At 70.9% G+C, this 12,225-nt stretch carries 9 protein-coding genes; 6 read left to right on the top strand and 3 right to left on the bottom strand.

Annotation, left to right across the window (positions count from 1 at the left end; all coding sequences use genetic code 11):
- Positions 1-14 precede the first annotated feature (14 nt).
- The 5 genes from ACLKM7_RS03950 to ccsB are packed head-to-tail and all read left to right on the top strand — an operon-like array spanning position 15 to position 4,923.
- A complete protein-coding gene (locus tag ACLKM7_RS03950) occupies positions 15-644 on the top strand; it encodes a histidine phosphatase family protein (RefSeq protein ID WP_436445856.1) in 630 nt (209 codons plus the stop codon).
- Complete coding sequence (locus ACLKM7_RS03945) at positions 641-1,252, top strand: TlpA family protein disulfide reductase (RefSeq protein WP_436445855.1); 612 nt, start codon at positions 641-643, stop codon at positions 1,250-1,252. Before ACLKM7_RS03950 ends, ACLKM7_RS03945 begins: the two co-directional genes overlap by 4 nt.
- A complete protein-coding gene (locus tag ACLKM7_RS03940; RefSeq protein WP_436445854.1) occupies positions 1,249-2,076 on the top strand; it encodes a cytochrome c biogenesis CcdA family protein in 828 nt (275 codons plus the stop codon). The genes ACLKM7_RS03945 and ACLKM7_RS03940 overlap by 4 nt, the downstream gene beginning before the upstream one ends.
- A gap of 22 nt (positions 2,077-2,098) precedes the next feature.
- The gene (resB, locus tag ACLKM7_RS03935) at positions 2,099-3,838 is read left to right on the top strand and encodes a cytochrome c biogenesis protein ResB (RefSeq protein ID WP_436445853.1); all 1,740 of its coding nucleotides are present in this window, start codon (positions 2,099-2,101) and stop codon (positions 3,836-3,838) included.
- 5 nt (positions 3,839-3,843) lie between these two features.
- The gene (gene ccsB / locus ACLKM7_RS03930) at positions 3,844-4,923 is read left to right on the top strand and encodes a c-type cytochrome biogenesis protein CcsB (protein WP_436445852.1); all 1,080 of its coding nucleotides are present in this window, start codon (positions 3,844-3,846) and stop codon (positions 4,921-4,923) included.
- 277 nt (positions 4,924-5,200) lie between these two features.
- On the opposite strand, the gene ACLKM7_RS03925 is transcribed toward ccsB, so the two are convergent.
- Complete coding sequence (locus tag ACLKM7_RS03925) at positions 5,201-7,231, bottom strand: YhgE/Pip family protein (RefSeq protein ID WP_436445851.1); 2,031 nt, start codon at positions 7,229-7,231, stop codon at positions 5,201-5,203.
- Positions 7,228-10,338, bottom strand: a complete 3,111-nt coding sequence (locus ACLKM7_RS03920) for an MMPL family transporter (RefSeq protein WP_436445850.1) — start codon at positions 10,336-10,338, stop codon at positions 7,228-7,230. Before ACLKM7_RS03920 ends, ACLKM7_RS03925 begins: the two co-directional genes overlap by 4 nt.
- Positions 10,339-10,477: 139 nt before the next feature.
- Between ACLKM7_RS03920 and ACLKM7_RS03915 the strand changes: the two genes are divergently transcribed.
- Positions 10,478-11,164 (top strand): TetR/AcrR family transcriptional regulator, encoded by a 687-nt coding sequence (locus tag ACLKM7_RS03915; protein ID WP_436445849.1) that lies wholly within the window; start codon positions 10,478-10,480, stop codon positions 11,162-11,164.
- Here the strand turns inward: ACLKM7_RS03915 and ACLKM7_RS03910 are convergent.
- Positions 11,142-12,149, bottom strand: coding sequence for an o-succinylbenzoate synthase (locus tag ACLKM7_RS03910; protein WP_436445848.1), 1,008 nt, complete (start codon positions 12,147-12,149; stop codon positions 11,142-11,144). The two genes, ACLKM7_RS03915 and ACLKM7_RS03910, sit on opposite strands and share 23 nt — an antisense overlap.
- Positions 12,150-12,225: the final 76 nt, after the last annotated feature.

Here is a 12,225-nt window from a genome sequence, read left to right as displayed (position 1 = left end):
CGTAGACTGGGGCGGTGCCCGCCGATCGCCTCCATCTCGTGCGCCATGGGGAGGTCCACAATCCTCGCCGCGTGCTCTACGGGCGACTCCCCGGTTACGGGCTCAGCGCGGACGGGCGGAACATGGCCCGGCAGGCGGCCGAGTTCGTGCAGGCGATGCAGCGACCGGTCGCGACGCTCATCTGCTCGCCGCTGCAGCGCGCGCGCGAATCCTCCGAGCCGTTCACGGCGCTGTTCGGCATCGAGCCCGTCATCGACGAACGCGTGATCGAGCCGACCAACGTCTTCGAGGGCAAGCGCATGATGCGCGCCCTGGTCAATCCCTGGAACTGGCGCCACCTGCGCAAGCCGGCGCTGCCGAGCTGGGGCGAGCCGTACGCGGACGTCGTGGGTCGCATGAATGCGGCCATGACGCAGGCGTGGGATGCCGTGGACTCGGGCGATGTCGTGATCGTCTCGCATCAGCTGCCGATCTGGGTGACGCACCTCGCGGTCGCCGGGCTGCCGCTGCGTCACGACCCCCGCGCCCGCCGCTGTGCACTGTCGAGTGTCACCAGTTTCGAGATGGTGGAGGGCAAGTGGACCGAGACCGCCTACGCCGAGCCGGCGTCCACGGCGGGCGCAGTGGACGTGGGGGCGGTATGACCAGGTTCGGACGCAGGCTCCGGGCCGCGGTATCCGCGCTCCTGGCCGTCGGGCTCATCGCGGCGCTCGCCGCGTGCACGAACGACCCTCTCGCCGACCAGTACCGCGAGGGCGACAACAAGGGGTTCATCGCGGCCAGCGGGTTCGAGGTGGAGGAGATCCCCGCGGACGAGCGCACCGAGCCGATCGAGTTCGAGGGCGTGCTCGACACCGGGGGCACCGCCACCAGCGCCGACTACGCCGGGGACGTGCTGGTCGTGAACTTCTGGTACGCCGCGTGCGCCCCGTGCCGCGTCGAGGCCGAGCAGCTCGAAGATGCGCACGAGACGTTCGAGGGGCAGGACGTGTCGTTCCTCGGGGTCAACCTGTACGACGGCGCGGAGGCGTCGCGAGCGTTCGCGGAGAAGTACGGCGTGACCTACCCGAGCGCGCTCGCGACCGAGGACGGCTCGATCAAGCTCGCGTTCGCGGGGCAGACGCCGCTCAACGCGGTGCCGGTCACGCTCGTGCTCGACACCGAGGGGCGCGTCGCCGCGCGCATCATCGGACAGCTCGACGACGCTTCCATCCTCGAGGCGCTCGTGCGCGACGCGCTGGAGGAGGCGTGAACCTGGGGGCGCTCGTCGCCGACGGGTCGCTGCTCGTCGCGATCCCGATCGCAGTGCTCGCGGGGCTCGTATCGTTCCTGTCACCGTGCGTGCTGCCGCTCGTGCCGGGGTACCTCGGCTTCATCGGCGGCGCGGTCGCTCCTCGGCCGGTGCCTGTCGAACGCGCAGGCGTTTCGTCTCGCCTCGCCCGCTCTACGACCGAGACGAAGGGCGCTGTGACGACGGATGCCGCGACCGAGGCGCCCGCACGCGGCCGGCTCGTGCTGGGCGTGCTCCTGTTCATCGCGGGGTTCACCGTCGTGTTCGTGAGCATCGCGATGCTCGGCGGCACACTGGGCCGCTTCCTGCTCGAGTACCAGGACCTCATCACCCGCATCCTCGGCGTCGTCGTCATCGCGATGGGCCTGGTCTTCATCGGCGCGTTCGGCTGGGCGCAGCGGATCGCCCGCCCGCAGGTGCGCTCGAACCTGGGCCTCGTCGGCGCCCCGCTGCTGGGCATCGCGCTCGGCATCGGGTGGGCACCGTGCATCGGTCCCACACTGGCCGTGATCCTCACGATGGCGTTCGACTCCGGCTCGGCCGCACGCGCCGCGCTGCTGGGCGTCGCATACTCGCTGGGCCTGGGCATCCCATTCCTCCTTCTCACCCTCGGCTTCGGGTGGGCGACGCGGTCGGTGTCGTTCGTGCGGCGCCACATCCGCGTGGTCAACCTCGTCGGCGGCGCGGTGCTCGTCGTGCTGGGGCTGCTCATGGTGACCGGCGTCTGGACGGCGATCATGGCTCAGCTGCAGGGGGTGTTCGCGAGTGTCCCGGCCCCGCTCTGACGTGTCGAGCGCAGGCGACCCGATGCGTCCGGCGGACCATGCCGACGCCGCCGAGCCGTCCGGCGACGTCAACCAGCCCGCGCTCGGCTTCGTCGGTTGGCTGCGGTGGGGATGGCGTCAGCTCACCTCGATGCGCACCGCGCTCGTGCTGCTGCTGCTGCTGGCGATCGCGGCGGTGCCCGGATCGCTCGTGCCACAGCGCAGCGCCGATCCCAACGGCGTCACGCAGTACTTCACCGACAACCCCGAGCTCGCCCCGATCCTCGACAACCTGAGCCTGTTCGACGTGTACACGTCGCCGTGGTTCTCGGCGATCTACATCCTGCTGTTCGTGTCGCTCGTGGGTTGCGTCATCCCGCGCACGAAGCATCACTGGAAGGCGCTGCGGGCGAAGCCGCCGCGCACTCCCGCTCGTCTGTCGCGCCTGGATGTGCACCACTCCGAGACCCTCGAGCTCGCGGACGACATAGTCCCCACGCCCTCTCCAGACGCCGCTGGCGCGTCGTCTGGAGCCTCGGGGGGCGCGGGCCCAGCCGCGGCTGCGGCATCCGCGTCGATCGAGGCCGCGCAGCAGCAGCTCAAGAAGGCCGGCTACCGGGTCGAGCGCTACGACTCCCGCGGCGTGCTGTCGGTGTCGGCCGAGCGCGGGTACCTGCGCGAGACCGGCAACCTCGTGTTCCACGCGTCGCTGGTCGGCGTGCTGCTCGCGGTCGGCATCGGCGGCGGCTTCACCTACACCGGGCAGACGGTGATCATCGAGGGCCGCACGTGGGTCAACACGATGCTCGACTACACGTCGTTCAACCCGGGGCGGTTCGTCGACGAGACTTCGCTCACGCCGTACGCGCTGACGCTCGACCGCTTCGATGTGACCTACCAGCCGCGCGGCACGCAGGGGGAGGGCCAGGCGGGCGACTTCGTCGCGAACCTCACGACCCAGCTCGCCGGCGGCACGCCCGGCTCCGGCGAGGTGCGCGTCAACCACCCCCTCGAGATGGCGGGAGACCGCATCTACCTCATGGGCAACGGCTACGCTCCGACGCTCACGATCCGCGACGCCGACGACAACGTCGTGTTCTCGGAGTCCGTCCCGTTCCTGCCGCAGGACACCAACATGACCTCGCTCGGAGTCGTGAAGGTGCCCGACGGCCTCGACGAGCAGATGGGTCTCGTCGGGTTCTTCTACCCGACGCAGGTCCAGCGGCAGGACGGGGCGTTCACTTCGGCGTACCCCGCCCTGACGAACCCCGTCGTGACCCTGGACGTCTACACCGGCGACCTCGGCATCGACGGCGGCGTGCCCCGCTCCGTGTACACGCTCGACACCGGTGAGATGGACAAGCTCACCGGTCGCGGCACCGACGTCGAGTCGCTCGAGATCGCGCCGGGCGAGACCGCCGAGCTGCCCGGCGGACTCGGCACGATCACGTTCGAGAACGAGGCGCCCGACGGCGCGAGCGGCTACGACGAGTCGGTCAAGCGCTACGTGTCGCTGTCGGTGCACCGGGATGCCGCGGCCACGTGGGTGCTGATCTTCGCGGTGCTCGCCACCGCGGGCCTGCTCGCCGCGCTGTTCGTGCCGCGCCGGCGTATGTGGGTCAAGGCGACCCCGGACGGCCACACCGTGCAGCTCGAGTACGCGGGACTCGCGCGCGGCGAGGACCCGACGCTGGATGCCGCGGTGGAGCAGTTCGCGCAGCGGCACCTCGCCTCGCTGTCCGACGGTCGGCCGCAGTCGGACCCGAGCCCGCGCGTAGACTGAGACCCATGCCCGAGTCCTCTGCCCTGACGCTCGAATCGGTATCGGTGCTCCTGGTGTGGACGGCCATCGCCATCTACGCTCTGGCGTTCGTCGCGTACGCGGTCGACCTCGCCCGGCGTGGCGCCGTGGCCGTGGATGCCAAGGGCGCCGCGAGGACCGAAGGCGCGCGCGAGCGTGAACTCGTCGCGGCGGGGGGCGGGTACGCCGGCTCCGCCGGACCACGAGGTGGGGTCATCGCCGCGATGCGCGCTCAGGAGGAGGCGTCCGAGGCGGCCCTCAACGCCCCCATCGGGCGCCGCGAACGGCTGGTCTGGGCGCGGATCGGCACGTCGCTGACAGTGCTCGCCTTCCTGTTCCATCTCGGCGGCGACGTCACTCGCGGCATCGCGGCGGGACGCGTGCCGTGGTCGAACATGTACGAGTTCGCCTTGACGGGGACCCTGCTCGTCGTCGCGGTGTACCTCGGCGTGCTCTTCCGGTACGACCTTCGATTCCTCGGCTCGTTCATCACGGGTCTCACGGTGGTGCTGCTCGGTGCGTCCGCGCTGAGCTTCTACGTCGAGATCACGCCGCTCATGGACCCGCTCAAGTCGGTGTGGCTGGTCATCCACGTGTTCGTGGCATCCCTCTCGACAGCCCTGTTCGCGCTGGCGTTCGGCCTGTCGGTGCTGCAGCTCATGCAGGCACGGCGCGAGCGCGTCATCGCGGCCGCAGCAGATGCTGACGGACCGACGACGAAGAGCGGTCCCGGCTTCCTGCGCACGCTGCCGGGTGCCGACGCCCTCGAGGCGCTCGCGTACCGGTTCGCGATCCTCGGCTTCATCTTCTGGACCTTCACGCTCATTGCGGGCTCGATCTGGGCGAACGACGCGTGGGGTCGCTACTGGGGCTTCGACACCAAGGAAGTCTGGACGTTCGTCATCTGGGTGCTCTACGCCGGCTACATCCACGCACGCGCCACGCGCGGCTGGCGCGGTGCGCGTTCGGCGTGGCTGTCGATCATCGGGTTCACCGCGGTGATCTTCAATTTCACCATCGTCAACATGTTCTTCAAGGGCCTCCACGCCTACTCCGGACTGGAGTGAGGGCACGCCGCGGCACTTCGATCCGAGGTGCCGCGGACTCCGGCATCCCTCAGCCGTCCTTGCGCGCCCGAGCTCGGCGCTGCAGTTTTCTGCATCCGCGCCGGAGCGCGGCGTAGCGCTCGCCGCAAGCTGCAGCGCGCCGGTCCGGCGCTGTCGCGCTCGCCGGGGGCTGTAGCGCGCCGGTCCGGAACTGTGAGGGCCGGTCCGGAACTGTGGCGCTCGCCGGGAGCTGTCGCGCTGGCGGGTGCTGTAGCGCGCCGGCCGGACCCGCCGCAGGCTAGGCCGTGGCCGGCACCGCCTGCAGCAGGGCGCGCGCCGAGGTCGTGCGACGGCGCGCGACCGCGATGATCGTGACCACGAGTGCGCCGAGCGACCAGATGATCAGCCCCGTGAACGCGGCGCCGAGTCCGGACGCCGAGGTCAGCGCCGCCAGCATGCCCTGGTAGGCGGGAGCCGTGGGCATCAGGCCGGCGATCTCGCTCAGCACGCCGGGCGCCGTGGAGACGACGCCGGTCGCGACTCCGAGCACACCGACCAGGGCAGCGATCCACCGTCCGGCGCCACCGAACACCGCCACCAGCGCCTGATTGACGGCGGCGAAGGCGACACCTGCCACCACGCAGACCGCGGCGAACACCGACCATTCCGCCCACGAATATGTCGCGGCCAGCTGCACGACTCCGGCCACGAGCAGACCCTGAGCGACACCCAGCCCGGCGGCGGGCAGGAATGAGCGCAGTGCCAGCACGGCCGACGGCGCGCGCGACGTGAGTGCCCGGCGCGACACCGCCTGCAGCGCGATGAAGGTGCCCAGACCCCCGAACCACAGCGCGAGCATCGCCAGCAGCGGCACTGCCGACGCGCCGAACAACGACGTTCCCACGCCTTCGGCCGCGACGGGGTCGGCCACGACGCCGGCGAGGTCGGTCGCCTCTTCGTCGGTGTACGAAGGGATGGAACCGGATGCTGTCGCCAGCCCGTTCGCGAGCTCGCCGGTGCCGTCGGCCAGCTGTGCCACGCCGTCTGCGAGGGTCGTCGCACCGTCGGCGGCCTGCCCGGCACCGGATGCCAGCTGGGAGGCGCCGGCTGCGAGCTGACGGGCACCGTCAGCTGACTGGGCTGTCCCGCCCTGGAGCCGGTCGAGGCCGGACGCGAGCTCTCGGGCGCCGTTCGCGGCGCCCGTCAGTCCGCTGCTCGTCTCGGTCATGAGGCTGCCGATGCCGCTGGCAGTCGGAGCCGCGTAACCGGCCGCGGTCCCGGCGCTGACCGCAGCCGCTCCCGCGTCCTTCGCGGCTGTGCCGAGGCTTCCGACAAGAGCGCCGAGCTGATCGCAGAAGCCCTGCCCCGATACCAACGGGTCGCACTGCGCGTAGAGCGCGCCGAACCGCTGTGCGAGCCCGGGGTCGTTCACGTCGGGGTTGCCGAGCAGCAGGGCGAGAGCCTCGGTCTGCCGCGCCGCATCGCCCGCGTACGTCGAAGAGGCGTTCGCGGCATCGAGCAGCTGCTGGTTCTGCACTCCGGCGGCAGCCGCATCGAGTCCCGCTGCGAGATCGCGAGCGCCACCAGCAGCACCGCCGATGCCTCCCGCGATCTGGCCGAGGCCACCGGCGAGGTCTGTGGCGCCACTGGACAGCTGTGACGCCCCGTCGCCGAGCTGAGCGATGCCGGCCGGGAGAGCCGAGGCTCCATCGGCGGCCTGTTGCGCTCCATCGGCGAGCTGGGTCGCGCCGTCGGCCGCGGTGCCGAGCTGGTCGCCGAGCGTGGTGAACCCGAGGAGCACGTTCTCGAGGTACACGCTGGACAGTTCGCTGCCCATGGTCGACGCGGCGGCGTTCGCGACCTGCGCAGTGATGGCATCGTCGACGATGAGGCTGTCGGGCGGCGTCTGCACCTCGATGGTCGCCTGCTCCGGAATCTCGCCGGGCCGCGTCGAGGTCGCGGCGGCCGAGAAGTTCTCGGGGATCGTGATGACGGCTGCGTACGTGCCGTCCGCGAGCCCGGATGCCGCGTCCTCGGCGTTCGAGATGGTCCAGGTGAGATTGCTGTCGAGCTCGTCAGAGCCTTCGACGAGGCCCGCGGTCAGCTGGCGGCCGAGAGGTACCGTCTGCCCGTCGATGGTGACCGGTTCGTCGTCGTTCACGATCGCCGCCGTGAGGCTGTCGAGCCGCTCGACGGGGTTGTAGAGAGCTGCGACGAGGATGCCCCCGATGACGACGGGCAGCAGCAGCACGCCGATGATCGTGAGCCACGTGATGGGGCGGCGCGAGCGCGACCGCTCGATGGGCAGTGTCAGGGCGTTCGGAGTCATGCGGTCACCTCTGCGGTGGTGGTGGTCTGAGTCGTTCCGGGGCGCAGCGCGAGAGAGCTCACATCTGCGCGGTGCGCGTCGGCGAGGAGCGCCAAGACGGCGCTCTCGCTGCGGGCGGTCACCACGAGCGTGAGGCGCGCGTCTGCATCGGAACCGGTGCGCAGTGCCTCAGCGCTGTCGTGCAGGAGCGCCGCTGCCTGATCGCGCTCGGCGGCGTCGAGCACGTCCGCGCCGTCGATCACGACGAGCCGGGCCCGGCTGCCGAGTGCGCGACGCAGCGCCTGCACGCGGTCCTCGGCGTCGGCCAGCAGCGCGACGCCGACATGCGCACGCACCCACGCGGCGCGTTCGGGCAGCAGGTGCCCGCCCACGCGCAGCCGGCCTTCGCTGGGTGTGAGGCGTCCTGCGACGGTCAGCGCGAAGGCACGGGCCGAACGCGGGTCGCCGGTGGCGATGAGGGTGCCGCCCGGTTCGACCCGGAACGCGGCATCCTCGAAGAGCACCACGTCGCCCAGCTCCCGCCCACCGTCGGCACGCACGGCCACGCCGTCGCCGACGAGCGCCGCCGTGGAATGCGGCTCGGGCCAGTCCGCGAGCGAGAGCTCGCGCTCCACCGCCTCGCCCTCGATGTCGAAGTGGGGGAGGACGCGCTCCAGCCAGCGGGGCATCCACCATGCCTTCGCGCCGAGGAGGGCCATGACGGCCGGGACGAGGGTCATGCGCACCAGGAAGGCGTCGACGGCGATGCCCACCGCGAGTCCGAGGGCGATCGGTTTGATCGAGGAGTCACCCTCCGGCACGAACGCCGCGAACACCGCGAACATGATGACCGCTGCTGCGGTGACGACGCGAGCCGACGCCGTGAAGCCCGAACGCACCGCGCCGAGCGCGATGTCGCGAGCGCTGCGGGTGGGGTGGCCCGCGGCGGCGCGCCGGGCGTGCACGTAGTCCTCTCGCATCCGGCTGACCAGGAACACCTGGTAGTCCATCGCGAGCCCGAACAGCACGCCCATGAGGATGATCGGCATGAAGCTGATGACCGGGCCCGTGCGGGTCACGTGCAGCAGGTCGGCGAACCAGCCCCACTCGAACACCGCGGCCACGACGCCGAACGACGCGGCGACCGACAGCAGATAGCCGAGCGCGGCCGTGACCGGAACCCAGATCGAACGGAACACGATCATCAGCAGGATCAGCGACAGCCCGACCACGAAGATCCCGAACGGCAGCAGCGCGGCGCCGAGGCGATCCGAGATGTCGATGCCGACGGCCGTGAACCCGGTCACCTTCAGATCGACGCCGTACTCGTCCTGCAACTGCGGGGCGAGGTCGCGCAGCGCTCGGACCAGCTCGGCCGTCGCAGGGTCGTCCGGCGCCGTCTCGGGCACGATCTGGATCAGCCCCGTGTCGGCCGTCTCGTTCGGGGTCGCGAGCGCGATCTCCTTGACGCCGGGCACCTGCTCGATCTCGTCGGCCAGGTCCTCCATCAGCCCGAGCGGGTCGGTCGAGGTGACGATCGTCCCCGTCATGATGAGCGGGCCGTTGGCGCCCGGACCGAAATGCTCCGCCGTGAGGTCGTATGCCTGCCGGGCCTGGCTCGACTCGGGCTGCACACCCGCGTTCGGCAGCGCGAGCGCGAGGCTCGCCGCGGGAATCGCCATGACGCCGAGGGTGAGGACGACGGCGAGGGTGGTGATCAGCGGATGCTTCGTGACGATGTTGACCCATTTGTTGGTGGGCTTTGGTTGAGTCTGTTGCGTTGCCGGGTGTGGATTTGGATCGCGTGATTGCGTCTGTTGCGTTGCGGGGTTGGGATTCGGACCGCGCGTGTGCGCGGCCTGGGTAGGCGCTCCCGCGCGCCCTGAGGTCTGTTCGAGCCCGGCATCCGCCTGGACCGCGGCTGTGCCCGGGTTGCCCGCGGTCCCCGGCTCGTCGGGCGCGGTCGTGGTGGAGCCGGTCGTTGAGCGAGTGGTCGTTTCCCCCTGACCGGTCGTTGAGCGAGCGAGGGACGAGCGAGACGAAACGCGCTGGGCTTTGCGAGATCGGCGGGGGAGGGGCATCCCGGCATGTGCCAGTTTGTGACCCCAGCCGACCACGCGACCCTTCGAGAAGCCGAGGAAGGCGGGAGTCAGGGTGATGGCGACGACCACGGCGATCGCGACCGCGACGGCCGCGGCGATACCCATCGTGGTGAGGAACGGGATGCCGGCGAAGCCGAGACCGACGAGGGCGATGAGCACCGTCACGCCGGCGAACACCACGGCGGAGCCGGCGGTGCCGGTCGCGCGGGCGGCGGACTCCTCGGGATCGATGCCGGCGCGGACCTGATCCTGATGTCGCGCGACGATGAACAGGGCGTAGTCGATGCCCACAGCGAGCCCCAGCATCACCGCGAGCATCGGGGTCGTCGACGAGATGGACGCGAACGCGGTCGAGAGGTAGATGAGCGCGATCGCCAGGCCGACGCCGATGAGGGCCGAGACGAGCGGGAACCACGCGACGGCGAACGAGCGGAAGGTGACGATCAGCACGAACAGCGCGATCAGGACGCCGACCGCCTCGATGATCGACAGCGCGGGGACGGACGTCGAGAACAGGTCGCCGCCGAGGGCGACCCGCGAGCCCTCGGGCAGCGAGCCGCGCAAGTCGTCGGCGACCTGCTCGAGAGCGCTCGTCGTCTCTTCGGTGACGTCCGTGGCCTGCCCGTCGAACTGCAGCCGGATGATCGCGGCCGACTCGTCGTCCGCGACGAGGCCGGTCACCATCTCGTCGAAGGGATCGGTCACGGCGATCACGCCGTCGAGGTCCTCGAACTCCGCGATCGAGTCGGCGATGCCCGACGCGTACGGGTCGACGTCGACGGCATCGCCGTCGGTCGCCACCACGACAAGCTGCGCACTCGTGCCGCTGGCCTGCGGAAAGCTGCGCTCGAGCAGCTCGATGCCCTCCTGCGCTTCGGTCCCGGGGATCGAGAACGAGTTGTCGGTGCCCTTCATGAACAGCGCCGCGCCGCCGCCCGCGATGCCGAGCAGCAGCACCCAGGCGACCAGCACGCGCCACGGGTGGCGGTAGGACCAGCGTCCGAGGGCATACAGGAGAGTGGACACAGCGCCTCCGGGTTCACGGATGAGAAGAGCGAGAGCTTTCGATACAGCGCTGTATCGGATACATGAGTGTATCGTAGGCCGCGCAACGAGCCCGAACCTGAGTTGTCCGTGTGAAGATGGGCGGGAGGAGGTGCGGTCGATGGTCGATGCACAGACGGTCGCCGGCGCAGGCGCCACCGGCACTGTTCCCAGCAGTGCTGGCACCTCCCGCCGCCGGGAGGCGACCCGGCAGCGGCTGCTGGATGCCGCCGCGCAGGTCTTCGCGGAGGTCGGTCTGGACGCGGCATCCGTCGAAGCGATCTGCGAGCGCGCCGGCTTCACGCGCGGCGCCTTCTATTCGAACTTCGAGAGCAAGGACGAGCTGTTCCTCGAGCTTGCGGGCGCGGTCGCGCGGGAGCGGGTCGAGAGCGTGCGGATGCGCGTTGCCCAGCTCGAACGCGAGGGCGCATTCGACGTCGCTCATGTCGACGCGCTGCACGTGATCCAGCAGGTGCTCGACCTCTCGGCCGACGACCGGCTGGGCGTGCTGCTCATGAGTGAGATCCGCATCCACGCGCTGCGCAGTCCCGATCTGGCGATGGCGTATCTCGCGCAGGATGAGGAGATGCGCCGCAGCGTGGCGCAGATCATCGACGACATCGGCCGCGCCAACGTGCTGCGATTCCGCCTGCCCGCGTACGACGCCGCGCGTCTGATGCTGACCGTCTGGGAGGGATCGGCCGTGCGGGCCGCGATGGCGGGCCTCGACTATGAAGAGATGTGCCGCCGCACCAACGAGGAGCTCGCGCGGGTCGCGCAGCTGATCATCGAGACTCCCGGGCGCTGAGTGCCACGTAGCAGCGGGCCACGCGCTCGAGCCACCACGCCCGACGGTCGCCGCCGGCCGCGTTCGCGTCGAGGAGTGCCGGGTCCGGCTCCACCCTGCCGACCGCCAGTGCGCCGGCGCGGGGCGTGAGCGGCGGGTCGGCGACGTCAGCGGTGAACAGCGACGCCGTCCCCAGCCCGCAGTCGTAGTCGAGGTCCGGCAGGGCGGCGGCCAGCGCGACGCCCATCGCGAGGCCGACCGACGTGTCGAGGGCACTCGAGACCACCGCCGGAAGCCCCGCCTCGGCGACGATGTCGAGCGCGCGCCGCACGCCTCCGAGCGGCTGCACCTTCACGACGAGCAGATCTGCTGCCCCGGCGCGCGCCACGGCGAGTGGATCGGCGGCCTTGCGCACGCTCTCGTCCGCCGCGATCGGGATGCCCATGTACTTCACGCGACGGCGCAGCTCGGCGAGCTCCTCGACACTCGCGCACGGCTGCTCGGCGTATTCGAGGTCGAACTCGGCGAGGGCGTGGATCGCGTGCTCGGCCTCGTCGACGTTCCACGCGCCGTTGGCATCGATGCGGATGCGCCCTTCCGGGCCCATCGCCTCGCGCACCGCGCGCACGCGCTCGACGTCGTCCGCCAGTCGCTGGCCGGGCTCGGCGACCTTGACCTTCGCGGTGCGGCAGCCGTCGAAGCGCGCGAGCACCGCGGGGACGGATGCCGCGGCCACCGCCGGCACGGTGGCGTTCACGCCGATGGCGTCGCGGCGGGCCTCGGGCTGCGGCATCCATCCCCAGTCGATGGCCGCGGCGAGCCACGTCGCCGCCTCCGCGTCGTCGTATTCGATGAACGGCGAGAACTCGGTCCATCCCAGCGGCCCCTCGAAGAGGACGGCCTCGCGGACGTCGACGCCGCGGAACCGCGTCGCCAGCGGCAGCGCGACGACGCGCGCCGTATCGAGGATCTCGTCGAGGGAAGGTCGGCCGGCATCGTTGCTCACCCCCTCATCCTTCCCCCTCCCGCTCGTTCCCCGTAGCGCGCTCGAGTCGGCGCGCCGGAGCATCCGCTGCGGGCGT

The sequence above is a fragment of the Microbacterium sp. I2 genome, assembly GCF_051364985.1.
Lineage (GTDB): Bacteria > Actinomycetota > Actinomycetes > Actinomycetales > Microbacteriaceae > Microbacterium.
Note: the sequence above shows the minus strand (reverse complement) of the source record. Positions and strands in the feature narration are given on the sequence as shown.